The organism is Comamonas sp. UBA7528 (assembly GCF_002479375.1).
Classification (GTDB): domain Bacteria; phylum Pseudomonadota; class Gammaproteobacteria; order Burkholderiales; family Burkholderiaceae_C; genus Comamonas.
The window spans coordinates 127,056-151,350 of record NZ_DLMU01000004.1; the positions used below are offsets into that span (position 1 = coordinate 127,056).

Here is a 24,295-nt window from a genome sequence, read left to right on the forward strand (position 1 = left end):
GCGGCGCGGTATGGATGCCGAAAAGCGCATAATTTAGGCGGTAACTATTCGATAAAAGAATGTAAGGAGGCGGCTGTGGCCCTGCGGGATCTGCAAATCGACTGGCTGCACTGTCTGGTGGCCGTGGTGGATGCCGGTTCGCTGTCGGCCGCAACGGTGCAACTGCACCGTTCCCAGTCGGCGGTGAGCATGCAGCTCAAGAAGCTGGAGGACGCCGTGGGCCACCGCCTGCTGGAGCGTGGTGCCCGTCGGCTGGAACTGACGGAGCAGGGACAGACGTTGCTGGGCTATGCCCGCCGCATGCTGGACCTGCAGGCCGAGGCCCAGGCTGCGCTGCAGCCTGCGGTGCTGAGCGGCCGTGTGCGCCTGGGCGTGCCGGATGACTATGCGGCCACCTACCTGACCCCGGTGCTGCGCCGTTTTGCGCCCCGGCACAGCGGCGTGGAGATTGAGCTGAACTGCGAACAGTCCACCGCTCTGATTCCACGGGTGGAGCGGGGGGAGCTGGATCTGGCGCTCATCTCGCGTGACCACGCGCGGCGCGGGCGGCTGCTGTTCCATGAGCCCATGGTCTGGGTAGGCTCTCCCCAACTGGAGCTGTGGCGGCGCGACCCTCTGCCGATTGCCGTGTATGAAGACATCAGCCTGGCGCGGCGGGGCGCCATCCATGCGCTGGCGTTGCAGGGGCGGCGCTACAAGGTGGTCTACCACAGCTCCAGTCTGGCGGGGCAACTGGCGGCGGTGGAGAGTGGCCTGGCCGTGGCCGCCCTCACGCAGTGCAGCGCGCCTGCACAGCTGCAGGTGCTGGGGCGCGAGCAGGGCCTGGGACCGCTGGCACCGATGCAGGTGGCGGCCTACCGCAGCAAGGCATCGCGTGGGAATGCGGCCGTGGATGAGCTGGAGCGCCTGCTGGTGCAGACGCTGCGCATGGCGCGCGGTGTGGGCTAAGGCGGTCCGGCCCCGGCGTGGCGGTGACTAGGGGGCCGGAGGGGGCGTAGCGCCACCAGCGCCACCCACGGCACTTGCTTGCCAGCCGCCACCCAGGGCCTTGTACAGCTGCACGCGGTTGTCCAGCTCGGCCTGGTGCAGGCGCACCACTTCCAGCTCGGCGGCATAGAGGTTGCGCTGGGCGTCCAGCTCCTCCAGGTAGCTGGCATAGCCGGCTTCATAGCGGTCATGGGCGTAGCCCAGGGTCTGGTGCAGCACGTCACGGCGCTGTGTGGCGTGCAGTGTCTGCTGGGCCAGGCGCTGGGTGCCGGTCAGCGCCGACTCCACATCGGCAAATGCGGCCAGTACGGCACCGCGGTAGGCGTAGGCCGCTTGGTCGCGCTGGGCTGTTGCCGCGTCCAGCTGCGCCTGCAGGCGGCCACCGTTGAACAGCGGGGCCAGCAGGCTGCCGCCCAGGCTCCACACGGTCAGCGGGTTGTAGTTGAGCGAGTTGACCAGCAGGCTGCCCACGCTGGCGCTGAGGTTCACCTGCGGCAGAAAGGCGGCGCGCTGGGCCTGCAACTGGTGGTCGCTGGCGGCCAGCAGTGCGGCGGTACGGGCGATGTCGGGGCGGCGCTCCAGCAGCTGCGACGGCAGGCTGGACGGCACGGCGGGCAGTCGCAGATCCTGCAGGCGCTGCGTGGGGGCTGCGGCCAGCGCGGTGTTGCCGCCGGCCTGGCCGAGCAGCAGATTCAGCGTGACCAGCTGTTTGTCGACCTGCGATTGCAGCTGCTGCACCTGCTGCTGCACGCTTTCATGCTCGGCCTGGGCCTGGGTGACCTGCAGCTGCGAGATATAGCCCACACGCTGCTGGTCCTGGGCCAGCAGCAGTGCTTTCTCCCGTGAGACGACGGTGGCCTGGCTGATGGCCAGTTGCTGCTGCAGCGCACGCAGGCCCACATAGGTCTGCACCGTGGTGGCAGCCACCGTCAGCTGCACCGCCGCGCGGTCGGCCTGGCTGGCCTGCAGCCGGGCAGCCGCGGCCTGGCTCTGCTGGGACAGGCGACCCCACAGGTCCAGTTCCCAGCTGGCTTGCAGGCCGGGTTGCACGTTGCGGGACTGGCTGGGGCCCAGCACGGTCAGGCTGCGGCCGGCCTGGGCACCCAACGTGGCATTGAGCTGCGGGCTGCGCGCGGCGTCGGTGGCGGCCAGGTTGGCCTGGGCTTCCTGCACGCGGGCCGCGGCGGTCAGCACATCGGTGTTGTTCGCCAGCGCCTGCTGTACCAGGGCATTGAGCTGGGTATCGCCCAGTTGCTGCCACCACTGGGCCGTGATGGGGGCGGTGCTGGCTTCGGACGGTGTGCTCCACTGCGCAGGCAGTTGCGGCCGGGCGTCGTCGGGGGCGGCGGGAGGCAGCGGGGCGCAGGCGGACAGCAGGGCTGCGGCCAGCACCGCCGCCAGCGTGGCTCTGGATGTAGAGGGGCGGCGCATCATGGCTGCTGACCCTCTGCGGTGGGGGCCGCCGAGGCCTTGGGCGCGGCAGCGGTATCCACATGGGCGATCACCGACATGCCGGGGCGCAGGCGCGCCGCGTCGGGCTGGCCGGCATCGATGGCGATCTTGACCGGCAGGCGCTGTACCACCTTGGTGAAGTTGCCGGTGGCGTTGTCGGCCTTGAGCACGGAGAACTCGGAGCCGGTGGCGGGCGCGATCTCCAGCACGGTGCCGGTCAGCTGTGCACCTTCCAGGCCGTCCACGGTGAAGCGGGCGGGCTGGCCGATGCGCACATGGGCCGTCTGGGTTTCCTTGAAATTGGCCACCACCCACAGCTGGGGCGGCACCACATACAGCAGTTGGCTGCCGGCGGCCACATACTGGCCCTTGCGCACCGTCACTTCGCTCACCTGTCCGTCACTGGGGGCGTGCACCGTGGTGTTGTCCAAGTTGATGCGGGCCTGCTGCACCTGGGCTTCGGCCATCTGCACGGCGGCTTGCAGGGCATCGCGGTTCACGGTGGTGGCCTTGATGGCTTCGTTGCCGATGGCGATGTCGGCCCGGGCCTTGTCCACATTGCTGGCGGCCAGGCGGGCGGTGGCGCGCACCTTGTCGCGCTCGTTCAGCGACACCGAACCGCGGCTGGCCAGGTCTTCCACGCGGCGCAGTTCGGCCTGGGCACGTTCGGATTCAGCCTGGGCGGCCGACAGGGTGGCTTGCTTGGCCCCCAGTCCGGCGTGGTTCTGCGACTGGGTTTGGGCCGAATTCGCCAGCTGCGCCTTGGCATTGGCCAGCTGGGCCTGGGCCTGGGCCAGCGCGGCTTCATAGCTGCGGGTGTCGATCTTCACCAGTTGCTGGCCGGCGGTGACGCGTTCGTAGTCCTTGACCAGTACTTCCGTCACATAGCCGTTGACCTGGGGCGCCAGCACCGTGACCTGGCCGCGCACATAGGCGTTGTCGGTGGAGATGTCGGCCGTCTGGAACGGGCCCACATTCCAGGCGCGCAGCACCAGCGTGATGCCGAGCACGCCGATCACCACGGCCATCAGCGCGCTGCGCAGTGTGGGGCGCTCCTTCTTGGGAGTGGGGGACGGGCCCGGGGCCGCGGCAGCAGGGGCTGCGGGCGGCGTGGGGGCAGAGGTCGGTGCGGAAGTGGGGGCGGTGCTCATGTTGTTGGGTTCGGTTATGGGGAGCAAAAGGGGGCCGGCGCAAGGCGCCGCAGGCATCAGCGGGCGTCTGCGGTGGCGGGCGGCGGCCGGGCCGCAGAGGCCGGTGCTGCAGCGGGTGCGGGGACGTCGTCGGTGTCGTCACCGTCATCGTCCGGCGTGGCATTGGCGGCGTCGGTGCCGACTTCGCTGGCGCTGTCCTGCAGGCTGCGGGCGTGGCGTGCTGCCCGCGCGGCTGTGCGCCGGGCCTGGCCGATTTCCAGCAGGCACCAGGCCAGATAGACAAAAGCCACCAGCGCGACGACATGGAACACATCGTTGTAGGCCAGCACATTGGCCTCGCGCCGTACGGTGGCGGCCAGCTGGGCCGTGCCCTGGGCGGAGCGCAGTGCCGGGTCGGTGATGGTGGGGGCCAGGGCCTGCTGCTGCAGCTGCAGGCGTTGCGCCACCAGCGGATTGGCCGGGTTGATCTGCTGCACCAGGTCCACCGAGTAGGATTGTTCGCGGTAGGTCTGGTAGGTGCCCAGCAGCGAAGAGCCGATCAGCCCGCCCAGCGCCTGGGTCATGGAAATGGTCAGAATGGCCGTCAACATGTGGCTGGGGCCGTTTTTCAGGCCCTGTACCACGCCCAGCAGCATCAGCGGGCCCATGAAGATGCCCGAGCCCACGGCCAGCAGGAACTGGCTGAGATAGAAGTCGGCCGGGCGGTCCAGGCTGGTGCGGTGAAAGTCCAGAAACGCGCCTGCCGCCAGCAGCACCAGGGCGGCCAGCAACTGCTTGGCAGCGTTGTCCAGGCCGAAGGTGGCCGACGACAGCACAATGCCCAGCAGCGTGCCGAAGAAGATCACCACGAACAGTGGCTGCATCTGGTCGGGCGTCATGCCCAGCGTGCGCATCAGGCCCACCACGCCATAGCTTTGCTCGGTGGTCAGAAAGCGCAGCACGATGGCACCGATCACGAAGCGGATGGTGGCGCTTTGCGTGAACCAGCGGGTGTAGAGCAGCGGATTGGGGCGGTGGTGTTCCAGGTAGAGGCCGGCAAAGAGCAGCACGATGGCGCCGCACAGCAGCCAGGCCAGCTCGGGCGCATTGAACCACCAGCGGGTGGTGCCTTGCACCAGCACGGCCACCAGCAGGCCCACGCCTGGAATTAGCAGTGCCATGCTCAGAAAATCGCGCTTGCCGAAGACCTGGATGTGCACCCCCGCCGGCAGCTTGAGCAGCACCACGGCGGCAAACGACAGCAGCGCCAGACCGGCTTCCAGCATGTACAGGTTGTGCCACTGGCCGTGGTTGAGCAGGCTGGGCGACAGCATCCAGGCCAGGGGCGTGGCCAGCTGGCTCACGCCCACGCCCAGCACCAGCAGCTTGAGCACATAGGTGCGCGGCAGCGCCTGCAGCATGTACAGCGTGCCCAGCGAGGTGCAGGCCGCTGCCGCCAGGCCGCTGGCGCCGCGCAGCCAGAGCAGGCTTTGCGGGCTGCCCAGCAGCAGGTGCAGCACGCACAGCAGGGCGTACAGGCCCAGGCCGATCTCGGCAAACAGGCGCATGCCGTACTGCTGGCGGAATTTGTAGACCAGCATGTTGGCGGTCACATTGAAGGTGACGTAGGCGCCCGACAGCCAGGCGGCCTCGCTGGGCGTGAGCCCCATCTGCCCCTGGATGGTGGGCAGGTTGGCGGTGAACAAGGCATTGCCCAGGCCCCCGGTCAGCCCCACCAGCACGGCCACCAGGGCGTAGCAGACTCGCTCCCATGGGGCATGCCAGGGCATGGCGGGCGAGCCGGGCAGGGCCGGCTTTTCGTGCTCTTCCCAGTCGGGAGGGCGGCGCAGGTAGACGGTTTCGGTCATGCGGCAGACACGGCTGAAGCGGCTGAATCCACCGAAGCGGCAGTTGACGTGGCAGAGTCGGCCGCGGTGTCGGCATCCGGCTGCAGGCCGCGGCGCACAATGCCCAGCGCCTGGCGGGCCAGGCGGCGGCGTTCGGCGTCGGTGTTACCGCGCAGCGCCGCCCCCAGCATGCTGGACAGCAGCGAAATGTCCTGTGCCTGGATATCGGCACGGATCAGGCCGCTTTGCTTGCCGCGTTCCAGTGCCGGGCCGAACGCTGACCAGACACGCTGGCGCAGGGCGTTGACGCGCGGGTCGTCCAGCTTGGCGGTACGCCAGTAATCAGACAGCGCGGGCGAACCCACAATGCGGGCCGACAGGTATTCCAGCAGGGCGAAGAAGGCGTCCGGTCTGTCCTTCAGCCGATCGGCCTGGTCATGCAGGCGCTGGGCCGAGCGTTCCATCAGTGCCAGCAAGATGGCGTGGCGATCGGGGAACTGGCGGTACAGCGTGGCGCGGCCCACACCGGCCTGTTCCACCACCAGTTCCAGCGGGGCATTCACGCCGTGTTGGGTGAACACGGTGTCCGCGGCATCCAGCAACTGGGCGCGGCGGGTGGCGGCATCGGGGCGTTTGGTGGGGCAGGAAGTCATGGGGTGAATTTTCGGACAATTTTGTCCGTTTTGCTTTGGCGCATGAGCAGCCATGGCGCGAAGCGGGTTATTGCAGGGCCTCCGAGGGCCTGGGTGGATCTGCCCAGGGCTGCAGGGGCCAGTGCGGCCAGCACGACACAGTGGCGCTGGAAGTCGCAGTGGCGATTGCTGCGCGGGTCCTGCGAGAGGGCCGTCGGATCGCCCCTGCACCTGCTGCAGTTCCGTGCACCCAGGGTGCACCACCAGTTGGCGCCCGTGCATGCGAGTCGGATGGGGCCAGGGTGGGGCGCGATCAGCGCACGCTGCACCGTGTGCAGGTGCAGGTGCAGGTGCAGGTGCAGGTGCAGGTGCAGGTGCAGGTGCAGGTGCAGGTGCAGGTGCAGGTGCAGGTGCAGGTGCCGCGCGGCAGCGGCTTACGGCTGCAGGTCGCTTTCGGGCACCCGGGCACAACGCCGTACCAAGGCCAGCAGCTCGTTCGGTGCGTAGGGCTTGGTCAGGAAGGCCTGGGCCCCGGCGTCGATGGCTTTCTGGCTCACCGGGCCGGCTTCGTGGGCGGTGAGCATCACCACCGGCAGTTGCTTGCAGCGGGTGTCGGCGCGCACGCGGCGCAGCAGTTCCAGGCCGTCCATCTCGGGCATTTCGATGTCGGCCAGCAGCAGGGCCGGCAGCTCGCCGTCTTCCAGCAGTTGCCAGGCCAGCAGGCCATCGGCGGCGGTGGCCACGCGGTAGCCCTGGGTCTGCAGCAGATGCTGGGCCAGGCGGCGCACGCTCATGGAGTCGTCGGCGATCAGCACCAGGGGCTGTGGGGCTTCCGGGGCGCTGGCATCGCCGCTGGCGGCCACTGGCTGGGCCGATTGCAGCAGGCGGCGCGCCTCGTGTGCTGCCAGGGCCGCATAAGGGTCGTATACCTGCAGCACCTGGCCGCTGGGCTGGGCAGCGGTGCCCAGCAGGCCGGGCAGGGGCACGGCCACATCGGCGGGGGGCTGCAGCGCCACTTCCTGTGTGCCCAGGACTTCATCCACCTGCAGCGCCCAGCGGGAGGTGTCGCTGCGCACCACCAGGGCAATGGACTGGCCGTCCACCGGCGGGGCACTGCTGCGAGCGGATTGCTGCCACACGGCACCGGCCCAGTACAGGGGCATGGGGCCGGTCACATCGTCGGGAAGCATTCCCTGGGCGACGGCCTCGTCCATCTGTGCGGCGGGGATGTGGCGCACGGTTTCGATGCTGCGGGCTGGCAGGGCAATGCTCCAGCTGCCTGCCCGCAGGGCCACGACCTGCTCCACCTGCGGCGGCGCGGGCAGGGTGATGGTGAAGGTGCAGCCCTGTCCGGGCTGGCTGTCGATGCGCAACTGCCCGCCGAGCTGCTGCACGCCGGCCTGCACGGCGTCCATGCCAATGCCGCGGCCGGAGAGTTCAGTGATCTGGGCGGCGGTGCTCAGGCCCGGATGCAGGATGAGCTCGGCTGCGCGCCGGGCGTCCACGGTCTCACCCGGCTGCAGCAGGCCCAGGGCGATGGCCTTGGTCTGGACGCGCTCCACCTGCAGGCCGGCACCGTCATCCTGCACGGTCAAGGTCTGGACCGGGCCCTGGGTGTGCAGGCGCACCGTGATCTGGCCGGCTTCGGGCTTGCCGCTCGCCTGGCGCTGGGCCGCGGGCTCGATGCCATGGTCCACGCAGTTGCGCAGCAAATGTTCCAGTGCCGGTGCCAGCTGGTCGGCCACACTGCGCTCCAGCAACTGGTCGCCGCCTTCCAGCAGCAGCTGGGTGGGCTTGCCGGTGTCGCTGGCGGCCAATTGCACGGTGGCCAGCAGGCGTTCGTGCAGCTGGGCCAGCGGGGTCAGGCGCGCATACAGCAGCGTGTGCTGCAGCGCACGCAGGTGGCCGCCCTGGGTGGTGAGGGCGGTGTCCGCCGTCGCCAGGCCGTGCTGCAGCTGGCGCTGCACGGTGCCGATGTCGTCCGCACCGTCGCTGAGGCCGCGGATCAGGTCGTGCAGCTCTTCATGCCATTCATAGGACAGGTCCATATCGCCGTGCAGCACCAGGGTGTCGGCCCAGGCGGCGCAGTCCTTGAGCTGGGCGCGCAGGCGCTGCAGGCAGCTTTCCATCTCGGCCAGCATCTGGTGGTTGTCGGCCAGGGACTGCTGGGTTTGCTCGTGGGTGCCCCACAGCGCCTGGGCGTGGCGGCCCACGGTGTCGATGGGGCTGGCGCCCCAGTGCTGCAGCGAACGCTCGGGGTGGCGCGCAGCCAGCTCCTGCTGCAGGGCGATGAAGGCGATACGCAGCACTTCCAGCGGTTGCTGCAGGGCACGGGGCCCCAGCGGGCCGTCGTTGGGCTGTGCCAGCAGGGCCAGGTCCTCCAGGGCATGCACCTGGCTGGCCCAGGCGGCGGCACCGGCCAGGCGGGCGCTGCCCTTCAGGGTGTGCAGACTGCGCAGCAGGGTCTGGCGGGGCGTGCCTTGCTCGGCAGGTCGCTCCATCCACTGGTGCAGCGCGGTCTGCAGCGCTGGCCAGACGGCAAGCACCTCTTCCTCGAATACCGCAAAGCGCACGGGCTCGAGCTGGTCCACGCTGGGCAGGACCGGAGCTGGCACGGCGGCAGGAGCCTCTTCGTGCCCGATGGCCTGGTGGGCGGTCGTGCCATCGATGAAAGTGGTGTGGCGGTCGGATGGTGCACCGTCGGTGCCGGCTTCGTCGGGGGCCGCAGGCGCTTCGCTGTCCGGCGCTGGTGGGGCGGATACCGTGTCTGCCAGGATGTGGTTCAAGGCCTCCAGCACCTGGGGGTGGGGGCGGCGCATGAAGCCGGCGGCAAACTGGTGCAACAGGCGCAGCACTTCATCGGCGGCATGGACGCAGGCCTGGCGCTGAGGCGCTGTGGCATTGCGGCGCAGGCGCTCCAGTACCATCTGCAGGGTGTGGGTGAGCAGCGAAATCTCGGTGCAGCCGGCGCCCCAGGCGCTGCGTGTCAGTGCGCGCGCCTGCTCTGCGGCCGTGGCGGGCAGGGGGGTGTCGCTTTCCGCCGCCCAAGCGGCGATCTCTGTCTGCAGTTGCTGGCTGAAGCCATCGGCTTCGGTCAAAAAGCCCTGGTTGGGCTCTGCCCGGGGGTGGCCGGCCGCACCTTGCAGCAGGGCGGCACCGGGTTGCAGCTCGGGCACGGCGGCCGCGGCCAGGCGTGTGGCCAGAGCGGTGCGCTCGTCCATGGGCATGGCGGCTTGTGCTGCGGTGTCCTGCGGTGATGGCACATCGGCGCCGGTATCGACGGCATCTGCGGCATCTGCGGTGTCGGCTGTGGTTGCCGGTGCAGCGGAGGGCACTGTGTGCCCATCGTCTACCGGGCGTTCTGCCGGCGCACTGTCCGTCTGCGGTTCGGAGCGGTCCTGAGGTGCTTCCCCTACGGGAACGTCGGTGTCGGTGTCGGTGTCGGTGTCGGTGTCGGAGGCTGGTGCGCCGTGCTCGCCGCTGGCGGCTTCGGCTGTCGTGGTGGTCGCTGCGCTGTCTGCAAGGGCATCGGATGTGGTGTGGTCCTGCTCGGCAAGGGCCGCATCCACAACGCTTTCCGGCATGCCGGTGGGTTGCGGTGTGGTGGCCGCGGCGAGCAGAACCGGCTCGGGGAATGGCTGTGCTGCATCTGGCGTGTCGCCTGCAGACACGGCCGCCACGGCGGTAATCTCGCTCTGTCCTACCGCTTCAGGCGCTGCAGCAGATGCTGGCGCCGCAGGAGCCTCTGTGTCTTCCAGCGCGGCTACACCTTCCTGTATTGCCGCAGCCTCTACCGCATCCACAACATCTGCCGTAGAGGCGGGGAAAATGGCATCTTCCGCTGCGCTGGTGGCTGCCGGGACCGTGGTGGCGGTGGATATCTCCCCTGCGGCTTCCGCCACCAGCTGTGGCATCGCTTCCAGCGCGGCGGGCTGGACGGACAGTTCAGCGATTTCGGCCGGCGCCTCGGGCGCTTCGGGCTCGTCGCCGAACACCAGGTGCGAAAGGTTCAGGCCTGCATCGTCTGGCGTGGCGGATGGGTCGGCTGCAGGAGCGGTGGTGCGGTGCACTGCCAGTGGATCGCGCAGTGGCGCAGCCACTGCGGCGGGCACTGCCAGGGCTTCGGCTCCGCGGCCCAGGTCCAGGGTCAAGGTGGTGTCACCGGGCTGCGTGGCTGCCGGTGTGACCCGTGCCGGTGCGTCTGCGGGCAGCAACTGGCAGCTGTGGCAGATGGCCTGCAGCACGGGCGGCAGTCCATCCATCACCATGGCGGCGGTGTCGGCGGCCTGGGCGCAGTAATACAGCAGATCGCGCACCAGGGTGTCGGGCGGCGGGGCGACGGCGGTGTCGCCGGCCTTGGCCACGCTGGCGTAGTGCATCAGCACGCGCGAGGCCAGGCGCTTGGTGTAGAGGTCCTGCTCCAGCAGGCCATGGGCCGTGGCATCAAAACAGCCGGCGGCTGCCTGCCAGAAGGCGGTATCGGCCGGTGCCGTGCAGGTCTGGGCCAGGCCCAGGCATAGGTCGCGCAGGCGGGCAGCGGCAGGGGCGTCAGCGTTCTTGACCACGGCCAGCACCTGCTGGTCCAGCAGGGCGCGGGTGGATGGGGTCACCCTGTGGGGCGGTACCTGCAGCGCGGCGGGCAGCGGCGCGGGAATGGGAGCCAGTTGCCAGCGCAGCTCCCACAGGTCGGCCGGGTGGGCGCTGTCCTTGCCGCCAAGCTTGCAGACGGCGCGGTAGGCCGGGAAAAGGTGGGTCACCTGCGCGTTGCGGCCCACCTGCAGAGTCTGCAGGTGGGCCTGGGCGTCCTTGGCGGCCAGCAGCAGCACATCGCGGGGGAGCGGGCTGCCTGGCGCCGTGCCGGTCGGTGCGACGGGCTGGCGCAGCGCGGTTTCCATGGCCTGCAGCAGCCGGGCCAAACCGGGTTGCTGCACCACGTCCAGTGCGCGGGCGGTCTGGTGTAGCAACTGGGCGGCCTGGGACGGCGCCAGGGGATCGGTCGATTGCAGCAGGGCCGGCAACTCCTGCAGCATGGCGCCCAGCGAGGGCGGCACCTGAACACGGGCTCCTGCCAGGTTGGCGGAGGCCGGGGTGGGTGCAGCCGGGGGCGTCAGGAGATCGGTCATGGCAGTGGGGAGGCAGGCCTGGCGGCATGCAGCACAAAGTCGGGAAAAGGCAGGCGGCAACTATGGTACGCGCCCGCGGGCAGCACGCAGGCAAATGCGATGCAAGCTGCAAGCGTAGCGCGAGATGGGCGTGCGGACCGCTTCCTCCGAGCAATTCGCTGCGCCACTGCAGGCTGTGTGCGGCAGGGAAGTCATGCCGTTGGCCGGCCCGGCATAGGCATACGCGTGGCCTGTTGGGGCCGTGAACCCGGGGTTGATCGGGGTGTAGCGGCCACGCCGGGGCGGCTTACTCAGCGTACTTGCCGTTTTCCTTGCGCCGCTCGCGCATGCCTTTGCGGATGAACAGGTTCACGCCGGGCAGTGCCAGAAAGGGCTCGCCCATGCCGCCGGCCACATGGGCGGCCAGACGCTGGGGCAGATCGGCCAGCGTGGCCTGGATGGCGGGCACTTCGCCGGCATGGGGGTGTTCGTCCACAAATTCCTGCAGGTACTGGCGGACTTCGCGTTCCAGCCATTTCAGGTTGGAAGGCAGGGCGATGTAGGTGGGCTGCTGCTCGCCTTCGGCCTCGAAGCCGAACAGGTAACAACCGATGAAGTGGCGGAAGGTTTCGCCCACATCGGGGCCGCGGGAGAGCTTGCGCAGCAGATCAAAAGGCCACATGGCAGGGGAGTGTCCGTGGTAGGGCGCCGGCAGCATGGCTGCAGGGCCTGCAAAAACAGGAGCGCGCGGGGCGCGCCGGATGGGAAAAATGGATGCCCAATGTAGCGCAAATGCCGCGTGCGCAAGCACAAGCCGCGGTATGGAGGCATCGGGCGGTGTGAGGCCGGCGCCGCGTTCAGGGCTGGCGCACAAGACGGCTGAGCTGGTCGAGCAACAGTTGCAGGTGGCGTGTGCGCAGTGTGTCGCCCAGCAGATCCACCTGCAGCAGGCTGTTCCAGGTGGCGGCGTGGTCCACGCGAAAGCTCGACAGGGCTGAAATCAGGTAGTGGACGTCGACCGCCGTCACATCGGCGCGGAACACGCCTTGCGCCACGCCGCGCTGCAGGATGCGCTCCACCGGCTCCAGCGCGGCCTTGCGCAGCAGTTCGGTGTTGGAGACCTGGCCCAGCAGTTGGGCGCCCTGAAAGTTCTCCTGCAGTACCAGGCGGGTGAATTCCTGGTTTTGTTCGTGGTACTCGAAGCTTTTCTGCGCCAGGGCGTGCAGGGCCTGCAACGGCGGCAGGGCGTCGAGGTGGAGCTTTTCTTCCGAGGCCCGGATATCGCTGTAGCACTGGGCGATGACGGCTAGGTACACATCCTTTTTGTTGCCAAAGTAGTAGTACAGCATGCGCTTGGCGCAGCCGACCTTGGCCACGATGCGTTCCAGCCGGGCGCCGTCAAAACCGTAGTTGGCAAATTCGGTGCGGCCCGCTTCCAGCAGGGCCCGGCGCATGTCGGCGGCGGAGTCTGCTGCTGTATCGGGGGGCGGGCGGCCGGTGTCGCCGAGGTCACTGGTATGGCCGGGTGCAGTGTGGGGTGTGGCCGGCGCCATGCCGGAAGCCTTGTCACTGTTGTGCTGCGCGTTCACCACCATCTCTCTTTGCAAGCTGTCGTCCACTAAAGCCTGCCAGCGTAGCACGCGCAGCGGCGGCTGGCGCCAGAGACAAAAAAAGCCATGGCCTGTGCAGACCATGGCGTCGGGGTGCTGGCGCTGCGCGCATTCCGTGGAACAGAAAGTGCGCGCAGGGCGGGGGCTTACCTGGCGGTGCCGTCCGGCAGGGCGTAGGCGATCACATAGTCGCCGCGGTCGGGCGACTGGCGGGCGCCGCCGGCCGAGATCACCACATACTGCTTGCCGGTCTTGGGCGACTTGTAGCTCATGGGGCCGCCCTGGCTGCCCACGGGCAGGCGGCTCTTCCAGATTTCCTTGCCGGTGGCCGTGTCCCAGGCGCGCAGGTAATAGTCCTGCGTACCGGCAAAGAACACCAGGCCGCCCTGTGTGGCCAGGGTGCCGCCCAGTGTGGGCAGGCCCACGGGCAGCGGCAGGCGCATCTTGATGCCCATCGGGCCGGTGTCCTGCACCGTGCCCACAGGCACTTGCCAGGCCACTTGCTGGGTCTTCATGTCGATGGCGGTCAGCGTGCCGAATGGCGGCTTCTGGCAGGGAATGCCCAGCGGCGACATGAAGCGGTCCTTCATCACTGCGTAGGGCGTGCCGCCCAGCGGCACCTGGCCCATACCGGTGTTGGGGGACTCGCCGCCGTCGGACAGCGCGGCATCCTTCTTCTGCGGCACCATCTGCACCCACAGGCCCAGGCGCATGTCGTTCACAAACAGCAACTGGTTGGCCGGGTCGGCCGACAGACCGCCCCAGTTCATGCCGCCCAGCGAGCCGGGGAAGCTCAGCGAGACATCGGTATCCGGCACGGTGAACAGGCCGTCATAGCGCATGGACTTGAACTTGATGCGGCACATCAGCTGGTCCAGTGGCGTGGCGCCCCACATGTCGGCTTCGGTCAGTGTCTGCGTGCCGATCTGCGGCATGCCGACGGACAGCGGCTGGGTGGGGGCATATTTTTCGCCCGGGATGCTGCCGGGCTTGACGGCCACGTTTTCCACCTTGGTCAGGGGCTGGCCGGTCTGGCGGTCCAGCACAAAGATCTGGCCGGCCTTGGTGCCTACCACCAGTGCGGGCGTTGTGGCGCCGTCCGGGTGGGGGAAGTCGATCAGCGTGGGGGCCATGGGAATGTCAAAGTCCCACAGATCGTTGTGCACGGTCTGATAGACCCATTTTTCCTTGCCGGTCGCGGCGTCCAGCGCCAGAACGGATGCGCCGTATTTCAGGTCCGCTGCCGAACGGGTGGCGCCATACAGATCGACCGAGGGCGAGCCCATGGGCAGGTACACGGTGTTGGAGCTGGGGTCGTAGGTGGTGCCCGCCCACACATTGGCGGAGGAGCGGGTATAGGTCTGGCCGGGGCTGAGCAGCGCGTTCGGCGTGGCCGAGCCTGCGTCAAACGCCCAGCGCTGTGCACCGGTCACCACATCGAAGCCGCGGATCACGCCGCCGGGCATGTCCACCTGCACATTGTCGGCCACACGGCCGCCGATGACGATGGTGGTGCCGGCCACGGTGGGGGCCGAGGTCAGGGTGTAGTACGCAGGATTGGCAATGCTGCCCAGGCCCTGCTTGAGATCGACCACGCCATGGGTGCCAAAGTCATCGCACAGCGCCCCGGTGTCGGCGTTCAGGGCAAACAGGCGCGCGTCGATGGTGTTCATCAGAATGCGGCGCTTGCAGCTGCCGGCGGCGGGCAGCGCCACTGCCTGCACCGGTGTCGAGCCCGGCACGCTGGGCTGGGCCAGGGGGGCTTCGGCATCGAAATAGGCGAGGCCGCGGCAGCGTTCCCACACGCCACCCACATGGGAGTTGGTGTCATGGCGCCACAGCTGCTGACCGGAGTCGGCATCGAGGGCGATCACATTGTTGCTGGGCGTGCAGAGGAACACCTTGTCGCCCACCTGCAGCGGCGTCAGCTGGTCTTCAGCGCCTGCGCCGGTGGATTTGGGCACATCACCGGTGTGGAAGGTCCAGGCCACCTGCAGCTGGTTCACGTTGTCCACATTGATCTGGTCCAGCGCGGCAAAGCGGTCGTTGTTGCTGCTATTGCCATAGTGGTTCCAGTCCTTTTGCTCGCTGGCGGCATCCACGGGCTTGCGCGTGGCTGCCGCGGCCTGGGGGCTGACCTCGGGATGGATCTGGAACATGGAGGCAAAGGCCGCCAGACTCGCGATCAGCAGCACGCCGGCTGTGGCCAGAGGGGCTTTGGCACGGTTGGCGGCAGGCGCACCGGCCTGGCGCAGCAGCGGCATGCTGGCCAGCACCACCACGGCGCCAAAGGTCAGCGCCAGCAGGCGGGAGATCAGGCTCCAGTAATCCAGGCCCACTTCGCACAGTGCCCAGACCACGGTCCCGGCAAAGGTCAGCAGGTACAGCCATGCACCGCTGCGGTGGCGGCGAAGGGTCTGCACGCCGGATGCCAGCAGGCCGATACCCGCCAACGCAAAGTACCAGCTGCCTCCCAGACTGATGAGCTTGGCGCCGCCAACCAGGAACGCCAGGCCGGCCACGGCCAGCACCGCTCCCAGTATCCAGAGCCAGACACGCGCCGCCACCGGCTGCGCCTGCGCTTGATGAGTCATATCGAACCTCGCATGAAAACAGGCCTGGGCATGGGACCATGCAGGCCTTTATTGTCGTGAGAAAAAAAGTCCATTTTCATGGGAAATAAAGTCCATGTCGTGCTGGCGTGTACCGGAGATTTCAGAAATTTGTGAAATTCAATAGCGGTTACCGCTGCTTGCGCATGTGCACGGCGGGCTGGCACAGGTTGGAGCGGGCGTGCCTGTGTCTGCGTGGTGCTTCACTGGTGCCATGGACGGATGCCCCCGGGTGCCGCTGGCCGGGCCGCCTGGTTCCTGATGCTGGCCTGGGTACGGGTAGGGAGGCAGGCCGTGCGTCAGTTGCCGGGCTGGAAATGCTGTTCAATCGCCCAGGCGCTGCGCAGCAGCAGCGGGCGCACGGTGTGCTCGACAAACTGCGGCGTCATGGTGCGGATGTCGCCCGAGGCGCTGAGCACCATCATGGGCATGCCCTTGCCCACGCGCAGCGGGGTGGCGATGGCGCCGACTTCGCCCCGCCATTCCGAATACGAGGTGCAGCAGTCGGTGGCTTCGTACTCCTCGCCGGCGCGGGTGATGGCGCGCTCGATCTCGGCATAGCCTTCGGGGTTGAGGTTTTTGACCCGTTCCATCACCGATCTGCGGGCTGCTGGGCGCGAACCGGCCAGGTAGGCGCGGCCCATGGCGGTGGTGTGCAGCGGAATGCGCGAGCCCAGGTTCAGCCGGATGGTGATGACCGAGGCGTCGCTGCGCGCCGTCTCCAGATAGAGCATGGACATGCCTTCGCGCATGCCCAGGGCGATCAGGCAGCCGGTCTGGTTGGCCAGCTCCTGCATGATGGGACGGCTGATTTCGCGCGCGTCCAGCCGCAGGAGTGTGGTGCCGCCCAGGGACAGCGTGGCCATGCCCAGCCGGTAGCGGTTTTGCACGCCGTCGTGGTGCAGAAAGTCCAGCAGCGTCAGCGTGTGCGTCAGCCGGGTGACGGTGGACTTGGGCAGGCGGCAACGCTGGGCGATTTCCTGGTTGCCCAGGTGTTCCTCGCCCGAGGTGAAGCATTTGAGCACCTGTAGCCCCCGCGCCAGCGCGGTGACGAACTGGCGGTCTTCCTTGTGGTCGTCAATGGGCATCGGCAGTTTTCCGATGTCGCGGGCGGGCGTGGGGGTGTGCATGGGCCAGGATGGAAGAGGAAATACCATGTCCCTGGCCGAACTTTGCGGGTGGGGACATGGGTGGGCAAGCGGGGCAGCCGCCGCGATTTTCAGGCGGATGTGCCGGCGTCCACCATGGCACGCAGGCGGCCGTTGATCAGCTCGTCGGTGGCTTCGCGCATGATGCGCTCGATCAGCTCGGCCACGCTGGGGATGTCGTGGATCAGACCGGCCACCATGCCGCAGCTCCAGGCGCCGGCATCGACATCGCCCTGCACCATGGCCTTGGGGTAGATGCCACCCACCAGCTCGCGAATGTCCTCGATGGTGGTGCTGGCGCCCTTGGCGGCTTCGATCTCCAGCAGTTTCTGCACACCGGGGTTGTTCAGCACGCGTTCGGTGTTGCGCAGCGGGCGCATGACCAGGCGGGTGTCCAGTTCGCTGGCGGCGACGATGGCGTTCTTCACGTTCTGGTGGACCGGGGCTTCCTGGGTGCACAGAAAGCGGGTGCCCATGTTCATGCCATCGGCGCCCAGCGCGAGCGCCGCCACCAGGCTGCGGCCGTCGGCCATGCCGCCGGAGGCCACAAACGGGATCTTCAGCGCACGGGCGGCTGCGGGCAGCAGAATCATATTGGGCACATCGTCCTCGCCGGGGTGGCCGCCGCATTCAAAGCCGTCCACGCTGACGGCGTCGCAGCCGATGCGCTCGGCCTTTAGTGCATGGCGCACGGCGGTGCATTTGTGGATCACCTTGATGCCGGCAGCTTTCAGGGCGGGCATATAGGCCTCGGGGCTGCGGCCGGCGGTTTCCACCACTTTGATGCCGCCGTCGCGGATGGCGGCGATGTATTCCTCGTACGGAGGCTGGGTGAACGAGGGCAGGAAGGTGAGGTTGACGCCGAACGGCTGGTCCGTCATGCCCCGGGTCTTGGCGATTTCCTGGGCCAGCTTCTCGGGCGTGCCCAGCGTGAGGGCGGTGATCATGCCCAGACCGCCGGCGTTGGAGACGGCTGCCGCCAGCGGCGCCAAGCCTACATAGTGCATGCCGCCCTGGATGATGGGGTGGCGGATGTTGAACAGTTCGGTGATGCGTGTCTTCATGGTGTGTGAGGGCGTGGAAAGGGGGTTGCAGATGCGCCCCGGCGGGGCCGGGGCAGCGGTGGGTGCCGCGGGTGGAGCAAGGCGTCAGCTGCCGGTACGCTGGGCCAGGATTTCTTCTTCCACCTCGCGCAGGCGGTCCTTGCCGAAGAACATCTCGCCACCGACAAAGAAGGTGGGGCTGCCAAAACAGCCGCGTTCATAGGCCTGCTGGGTGTTGGCCAGCAACTGGTTCTTGACTTCGGGTGTGGCAATGGCGGCGGTGATGGCCGCTGCGTCGAGACCGGCCTGCTGCAGCACGCTCTGGAACAGTTCGGGCTCGGCCATGTTCAGAGCGCGTTCCCACATGGCGGCAAACATGGCGTCCACATAGGGTGCCAGGCAGCCCATCTGCTGGGCAGCGATGGCGCCGCGCATCATCATCAGCGTGTTGACCGGGAAATGCGGATTGCGCTGGTAGCGGTGCAGGTCGTGCTTGCGGATGAAGCGCTGGATTTCCAACTGGTCGTAGGCGCGCTTGGTGGGAATGTCGGCAAACGCCTCCATGGGCGAGCGGTTGTTGGCCAGTTTGAAGATGCCGCCCAGAAGAATGGGCACATAGGTCACGGGCTGGCCGGTGCGCGCGGCGATGGCGGGCAGCACCTGGTGGCAGAAGTAGGCATTGGGGCTGCCAAAGTCAAACAGGAATTCCACGGTTGGCTGGTGCATGGTGCAGGCTCTGGTCTGAGGGATGGGGTGGCAGGCGGTGGTGGGTGGCGGCTTACCAGCTTTCCAGCCAGGGGCGCAGCTCGGTCTCGTGCGTCCAGGCATTGCGCGGCTGCTGGTGGATGGCCCAGTAGGCGTCGGCAATGGCTTCGGGGCTGACGATGCCGTCCTGCTCCTTGAGCGCATAGCGCTCGGGGAAGTTGCTGCGGATGAAGTCGGTGTCGATGGCGCCATCGATGATGGGGTGGGCCACATGGATGCCCTGGGGCCACAGCTCGCGCGCCATGCTCTGCGCCAGGGCGCGCAGGCCGTGCTTGGCGCCGGCGAAGGCGGCAAAGCCGTCGCGCCCGCGCAGGCTGGCGGTGGCGCCGGTGAACAGAATCGTGCCCCGTCCGCGCGGCAGCATGCGCTTGGCGGTCTCGCGCCCCATCAGAAAGCCGGCAAAGCAGGCCATTTCCCAGACCTTGAAATAGACGCGTGCCGTGGTCTCGGTGATGCCAAAGCGCACATTGGCGCCGATGTTGAACACCGCCACTTCGATGGGGGCGATCTGGCTTTCGATGTGCTCGATCAGGCTGGCCATCTCGTCCTCCTTGCGCGCATCGCTGCCAAAGCCGTGGGCTTGGCCGCCTGCGGCGCGGATCTCCTGGACCAGCGGCTCCAGCTTGTCGGCGCTGCGGCGGGTGACGCAGGCGATATAGCCCTCACGGGCAAAACGCTTGGCTATTGCGCCACCCGTGGCGTCTCCGGCGCCAATCACGAGGATGGCTTTCTTGTCACTCATGGCTTGTCTCCTGTGTGTGCAGATGCAGTGCAGCCGGTGGGGCATGCATGTGCCGCCATCCTTGCCGCTGGGGCTGATTGTGGAGGGCGCGGACCGTTTGCAACCACCGGTGGCGCAGATCAAGTTCCGCACAGCGGTTTTGCAGTTGCATGCAGGGCATGCGGTCTGGTGTCCCATGAACGGGTCTGCAGCGCAGGGTAGTGCCTGCGTAACTAGCGCAGCGGCAGCCAAATGGCAAGGGTGTCTTTCTGGAGGCGTTGTTCCGCATGGCGGTTTGGGAAAAGCGGGTGCCGGGTAAAGGGGGCTTCTACACTTTTTCCAGCGCAGCAGCCATGGCGGGCCGCTGTGGCCCACACCATGACAGGAGACACCATGCACGCAGACACCGTGGATGCCCGTTTGACGGCATCGCCCCTTTCTTCCGCGCCACGCCGCATCCATGAAGCGATTGCCCCCTGGGTGCAGCGCCAGCCTGGCCACCTGGCGGTGCAGGATGCGCAGCACCGCCTGAGCTACCAGCAGCTGTGGGCGGTGAGCGATGCACTGGCCCGGCAACTGCAGCAAGCCGGGGTGCGCGCCGGCGACCGCTTGCTGGTGGTGGGCGAAAACTGTGCGGCGGCCTGTGCACTGTTTGTGGCCGCCAGCAAGCTGGACGCCTGGGTGAGCATCGTCAATGCGCGGCTGTCGGAGCGGGAGATCGCGCAGTTCAAGCAACATTCCGGTGCCCGACGTGTGGTCTACCTGACCCATGTCTCGCCCGAAGCCGTGGTCCATGCCCGCCATGCGGAGGCTGTGGGCTGGGACACGCCGGTGGGGGCACTGGGTCTGGGCCCTCTGAATGCACAGGCCCAGGCGGAGCCTTGCAGCGTCGACCCGGCCGAGCAGGTGGCGGCCCTGGTCTACACCTCGGGTACCACGGGCCATCCCAAGGGGGTGATGCTGACGCATGCCAACCTGCTGTTCGTGGCCCAGTCGGCCCGCGAGATCCGCGAGATCCGCGAGATCGGCCCGCGCGATCGGGTCTATGGCGTGCTGCCCATGGCCCATGTGGTGGGGCTGTCGACCCAGTTTCTGGGCAGTCTGTGCGCCGGTGCCAGCCTGCTGCTGGAAGCACGCTTCACGCCGGAAGCCGCCGCAACGGCCCTGCGGGAACAGGACGTCACCCTGTTTGTGGGCGTGCCGGCGCTGTTTGCCCGGTTGCTGGAATGGAGCCGCTCGCAGCAGCAGACGCTGCGTGCACCGGCACTGCGCCTGATCGGGGTGGCCGGTTCAACGCTGACTCCCAGCCTGAAGGCCCAGGTGGAGCAGGCTCTGGGTCAGACGCTGCACAACGGCTATGGCCTGACAGAGACCGGCCCCACCATTGCCCAGACGCGCGGCGCGCCGCGCGCGGACTGTGTCGTGGGCCAGCCGATTCCGGGTGTGGAGGTCAGCCTGCGTGGTCCCGGCGGCCTGCCGGTGGCGGCCGGGCAGGTGGGCGAGCTCTGGGTGCGCAGCCCGGGGCGCATGCGTGGTTACTACCGCGACGCCGTCACCACGGCCCAGGTGCTGGATGCCGCCGGCTGGTTCAACACCGGCGACATGGCGCGCCAGGGGGCGGACGGCGCGCTGGAGGTGGTGGGGCGCAGCAAGGAGCTGATCATCCGCTCGGGCTTCAATGTCTATCCGGTGGAAATCGAGCAGGTGCTCAACAGCCATGCGGCCATCGTGCAGTCGGCCGTGGTGGGGCGCGAGGTGGCGGACAACGAAGAGGTGGTGGCTTTTGTCGAGGTCAAGGCCGGCATGGACCCCGACCTGCAGGAGCTGCGCCAGTGGCTGCGCGCGCAGCTGTCGCCCTACAAGGTGCCCAGCGAGATCCGTATTGTGCCTGCGCTGCCGGCTGCGCCCACCGGCAAGATCCTCAAGCATGTGCTGAAGCACTGGGCAGGCAGCCCTGCGGCGTGAGGCCGGGGCCCACCAAATGCAGAGACACACAACGCAGAGACGAGCTGCGCAGGCAAGCCGCACACCAGGGCGGCGCATCTGGCGCGCATTGAGCGCATCCCTTCCATAACCGGAGACATTCCATGACCGATTCCCACATGAGGCAGGGCCGCCGCCGCATGGCCGCTGCACTGGTGCTGACCCCTTTGCTGGCCCCGCTGGCCGGACTGCAGCCCGCCCGCAGCTGGGCTGCTGGTGCCGCTGCAGGCTACCCGCGCAAACCGCTGAAGATCGCCATCGGCTTTGTGCCGGGTGGATCGACCGACGCCCCCATGCGCGTGCTGGGCGAACAGGTGGCACGTATTCTGGGCCAGCCGGTGGTGATCGAGAACAAGCCAGGCGCTGGCGGCGTGCTGGGGGTGCAGGGCATCCTCAACGCACCTGCCGATGGCTATACGCTGGCGATTGCACCGGCCGGCATCTACCGCCTGCCGTACACCCAGAACATCCGCTGGAGTCCGGATACCGATTTGACCTACATCATCGGCCTGACGGGCTATGCCTTCGGCATCGTGGTGCCGGCGAACTCACCGCTGCGGACCTTGCAGGACTATGTGGCCTACGCCAAGGCCCACCCGGGGGAGCTGACCTACAGCACGCCAGGCATTGCCACCACCAACCACCTGACGATGGAGCAGCTCTCGCGCCAGTTCGGTATGGTGCTGAACCACGTACCGTACAAGGGCTCGGCCGACTCCCTGCAGGCGCTGCTGGCCGGGCAGGTGGCGTCGGCAGCCGAGACCTCGGCCTTTGTGCCCTATGTGGAGTCGGGCAAGCTGCGGCTGCTGGCCGTGTGGGGCGACAAGCGCATGGCGCGGTTTCCCGGCGTGCCCACGCTGCAGGAAAGCGGTGCCGACATCGTGCAGAAGTCGCCCTGGGGGCTGGTCGGCCCCAGAAACATGGATCCGGCGATTGTGCGCACACTGCACGATGCCTTCCACCAGGCCATGCAGAGCCCGGCATTTGTCCAGGTGCTGGAGCGCTTCGACATGGCGCCGGACTACCGCAGTCCGCAGGATTTCCATGCCTTCGCCCAGGCATCGATGCGCAAGGAGAAAGCAGTGGTCGAGATGCTGGGCCTGCAGGCGAAATAGCGGTCTGCAGGAGGCCGTCGCAGGCTTCAATCGGCGGTGGTGCAGAAATCCTCAATCAGCCGCGCCACGGCGGCGGGCTGGTCGTGGTGCAGCATGTGGCCGGCGTCTTCGACCCGCGCGACGCGGTAGTCGGGCACTGCCTGCAGGCGCTGGTGGTATTCGGCCAGCGTGTAGCGCTCTTTCCACCAGCCGGCCAGGCTGTCGTCGCTGGCTTCCACCGCCAGCAGGGGCGCGGTGATGGCCGCGTAGTGGGCCAGGGCCTCGTCCACACGGAACAGCTGGGGGTTGACGATCTTGTGTGCGGCGTCGCCCAGGATGGCCCAGCGGCCATCGGCCTGCGGGGCCGACCAGTGCCGGGCCAGCCACAGGGCCTTGTCGGCCGGCAGGCGCGGGTTGGTCTTGCGCAGGCGCTGTGCCACGTCGTCCACGCTGGCATAGGTTTTGAGGGCGATAGCGCCGCTCTCCAACTGCTGCAGCTCGTCCAGCCACTGGGCCGTGCGCTTGGGGGCCTGGGTGGGGCGGCTGGCGGGCATGCCAAAGCCTTCCAGGTTCACCAGGCGGCGAATGCGCGCCGGACGGGCGCCCGCGTAGAACATGGCCACATTCCCGCCCATGCTGTGGCCCACCAGATCGATGGCTCCATCTCCCGGCACGCAGTGGCGCAGCAGTGCGTCCAGATCGCCCAGGTAGTCGGCGTAGTGGTAGTTGTCGCAGGGCGCGGGCATGGGGCTGAGCCCGAAGCCACGCCAGTCCGGGGCGATGATCTGCCGCCCCTGTGCAAACGCCTGGCTGAAGGCATCCACTACAAACTGCCAGGAGGCGGAGACATCCATCCAGCCATGCACCAGCACCAGGGGGACACTGTCGGGCTGGGGCTGGCCCCAGGTGCGTACATGGTAGGAGAGGGTGCGCACCGGAAGGTGCTGGCTGGTGGCGGCGCGTTGGGGCTGGTACATGTCGGGATGTCAGTGCAAAGGCGGTACGGCTGTCAGATAAATGCCCGCGGAAGGGGTGAACGGTGCACGCGCCGGCAGTTGCGCGCACTACAGTAGCTGCAGCAAATCCTATAGCAACCGATGCGGCACGGGTGGGCGGGACTGTCCGGCGCGTGACGCACTGCGTGACATGGGGGGACCGGAGTGGAGCGACCAGTCAAGCTTGCCAGTTTTCGATGGGCTGCGGCCCTTTTTCTGTGCCTGTGCAGCGGCTGGCCGCCGGCACTGGCACAGGCCGGGACGGTGACGGTGGTGACCTCGCTGTCGCAGGAAATGATGCGGGCCTACCGCGTGGCGTTCGAACGCCAGCATCCGGGCATTCGCCTGGAGATCGTGGCCAAGAGCACCGCAGAGCTGTTGCGCGAGGTGGAGCAGCGCCCAGCGGGCAAGCGGCCGGACATTGTCTGGGCCTCGTCCATCGAAGCCTTTGTGCTGCTGGCGCGCAAAGGGCTGCTGCAGCCTGCTCCCGAGCTGCGCAACCCCCAGGTGCCTGCCAAGGTGGGGCCGCATGCGCTCAACGATGCGAGCGGACGCTATTTTGGCCAGTCGCTGTCGGGCTACGGCGTCATGTGGAACAGCGACTATCTGCGCCAGCGCCAGATCCGGGAGCCCCAGGAGTGGCAGGACTTGGCCCAGCCCGCCTATGCCGGCCATGTGGTGCTGAGCGCGCCTTCACGCTCCGGCACCACCCACCTGATGGTGGAAAGCATGCTGCAGGGCCTGGGCTGGGAACAGGGCTGGGCGCTGCTGCTGCAGTTGGCGGGCAACGCGGCGGAGATCACTCCTGACAGCTATGCCGTGCCCCGGGGCATTGCGCGTGGCAGCTATGGTGCCGGCCTGGTGATCGACGCGTTCGGCTTGGCGGCCAAGTACTCCGGCATGCCGGTGGATTTCGCCTACGCCACCATGGCTCCGGTGCTGCCGGCCAGTATCGGCCTGGTGGCCGGAGCGCTTAACCCGGACGAGGCCAAGCGCTTCATGGCCTTCACCCTGTCGCCGCCGGGGCAGCAGCTGTTGCTGGACCCCCGGATCAACCGCCTGCCGGTGCTGCCGGCCGCGGTGCTGCACATGCCCGCGGGCTACCCGGATCCCTACCTGCAGGCCCAGCGTTCGCGCCTGCAGTTTGATGTGTAGCTCTCCAGCACGCGCTACC

17 protein-coding genes are annotated in these 24,295 nt (G+C 68.0%); 4 read left to right on the forward strand and 13 right to left on the reverse strand.

From position 1 onward, the window contains the following. Window positions 1-75: 75 nt before the first annotated feature. Window positions 76-948 (forward strand): LysR family transcriptional regulator, encoded by an 873-nt coding sequence (locus B3349_RS04700; RefSeq protein WP_291586847.1) that lies wholly within the window; start codon window positions 76-78, stop codon window positions 946-948. A gap of 27 nt (window positions 949-975) precedes the next feature. Here B3349_RS04700 and B3349_RS04705 read toward each other — a convergent pair whose 3' ends face one another. The 12 genes from B3349_RS04705 to B3349_RS04760 all read right to left on the reverse strand — a co-directional run bounded on the left by B3349_RS04705 (window position 976) and on the right by B3349_RS04760 (window position 19,070). After that, entirely contained in the window at window positions 976-2,421 is a 1,446-nt protein-coding gene (locus B3349_RS04705) for an efflux transporter outer membrane subunit (protein ID WP_291586850.1), read from the reverse strand. Next, window positions 2,418-3,590, reverse strand: coding sequence for an HlyD family secretion protein (locus B3349_RS04710; RefSeq protein WP_291586852.1), 1,173 nt, complete (start codon window positions 3,588-3,590; stop codon window positions 2,418-2,420). Before B3349_RS04710 ends, B3349_RS04705 begins: the two co-directional genes overlap by 4 nt. A 56-nt stretch (window positions 3,591-3,646) precedes the next feature. After that, window positions 3,647-5,437 carry an MFS transporter gene (locus B3349_RS04715; RefSeq protein WP_291586855.1) on the reverse strand — a complete coding sequence of 597 codons (1,791 nt, stop codon included), beginning with the start codon at window positions 5,435-5,437 and terminating at the stop codon, window positions 3,647-3,649. After that, a complete protein-coding gene (locus B3349_RS04720) occupies window positions 5,434-6,069 on the reverse strand; it encodes a TetR/AcrR family transcriptional regulator (RefSeq protein ID WP_291586856.1) in 636 nt (211 codons plus the stop codon). The genes B3349_RS04715 and B3349_RS04720 overlap by 4 nt, the downstream gene beginning before the upstream one ends. A 413-nt stretch (window positions 6,070-6,482) precedes the next feature. Then, complete coding sequence (locus B3349_RS04725) at window positions 6,483-11,171, reverse strand: hybrid sensor histidine kinase/response regulator (protein WP_291586857.1); 4,689 nt, start codon at window positions 11,169-11,171, stop codon at window positions 6,483-6,485. Window positions 11,172-11,457: 286 nt separating this feature from the next. After that, window positions 11,458-11,832: a hypothetical protein gene (locus B3349_RS04730; protein WP_291586858.1), complete on the reverse strand. Its 375-nt coding sequence runs from the start codon at window positions 11,830-11,832 to the stop codon at window positions 11,458-11,460. A 175-nt stretch (window positions 11,833-12,007) separates the two neighbouring features. Then, window positions 12,008-12,739, reverse strand: coding sequence for a TetR/AcrR family transcriptional regulator (locus B3349_RS04735; protein ID WP_291586859.1), 732 nt, complete (start codon window positions 12,737-12,739; stop codon window positions 12,008-12,010). 167 nt (window positions 12,740-12,906) lie between these two features. Continuing rightward, window positions 12,907-15,354 (reverse strand): membrane-bound PQQ-dependent dehydrogenase, glucose/quinate/shikimate family, encoded by a 2,448-nt coding sequence (locus B3349_RS04740; RefSeq protein WP_291586860.1) that lies wholly within the window; start codon window positions 15,352-15,354, stop codon window positions 12,907-12,909. A gap of 317 nt (window positions 15,355-15,671) precedes the next feature. Further along, the gene (locus tag B3349_RS04745; RefSeq protein ID WP_291586861.1) at window positions 15,672-16,502 is read right to left on the reverse strand and encodes an IclR family transcriptional regulator; all 831 of its coding nucleotides are present in this window, start codon (window positions 16,500-16,502) and stop codon (window positions 15,672-15,674) included. 89 nt (window positions 16,503-16,591) lie between these two features. Further along, entirely contained in the window at window positions 16,592-17,584 is a 993-nt protein-coding gene (locus tag B3349_RS04750; RefSeq protein ID WP_291586862.1) for an NAD(P)H-dependent flavin oxidoreductase, read from the reverse strand. A gap of 84 nt (window positions 17,585-17,668) precedes the next feature. Next, entirely contained in the window at window positions 17,669-18,289 is a 621-nt protein-coding gene (locus B3349_RS04755) for a 2-hydroxychromene-2-carboxylate isomerase (RefSeq protein ID WP_291586863.1), read from the reverse strand. 52 nt (window positions 18,290-18,341) lie between these two features. Then, window positions 18,342-19,070: an SDR family oxidoreductase gene (locus B3349_RS04760; RefSeq protein ID WP_291586864.1), complete on the reverse strand. Its 729-nt coding sequence runs from the start codon at window positions 19,068-19,070 to the stop codon at window positions 18,342-18,344. 372 nt (window positions 19,071-19,442) lie between these two features. On the opposite strand from B3349_RS04760, the gene B3349_RS04765 reads away from it, so the two are divergent. Together B3349_RS04765 and B3349_RS04770 are read left to right on the forward strand one after the other, a co-directional pair. Next, entirely contained in the window at window positions 19,443-21,014 is a 1,572-nt protein-coding gene (locus tag B3349_RS04765) for a class I adenylate-forming enzyme family protein (protein WP_291586865.1), read from the forward strand. Window positions 21,015-21,136: 122 nt separating this feature from the next. Then, window positions 21,137-22,147: a tripartite tricarboxylate transporter substrate binding protein gene (locus B3349_RS04770; protein WP_291586866.1), complete on the forward strand. Its 1,011-nt coding sequence runs from the start codon at window positions 21,137-21,139 to the stop codon at window positions 22,145-22,147. A gap of 26 nt (window positions 22,148-22,173) precedes the next feature. Here the strand turns inward: B3349_RS04770 and B3349_RS04775 are convergent, their stop codons facing one another. Then, window positions 22,174-23,103 carry an alpha/beta fold hydrolase gene (locus B3349_RS04775; protein ID WP_291586867.1) on the reverse strand — a complete coding sequence of 310 codons (930 nt, stop codon included), beginning with the start codon at window positions 23,101-23,103 and terminating at the stop codon, window positions 22,174-22,176. 291 nt (window positions 23,104-23,394) lie between these two features. Here B3349_RS04775 and B3349_RS04780 point away from each other — a divergent pair, with 291 nt between their 5' ends. Continuing rightward, window positions 23,395-24,276, forward strand: coding sequence for an ABC transporter substrate-binding protein (locus B3349_RS04780; protein WP_291586868.1), 882 nt, complete (start codon window positions 23,395-23,397; stop codon window positions 24,274-24,276). Window positions 24,277-24,295: the final 19 nt, after the last annotated feature.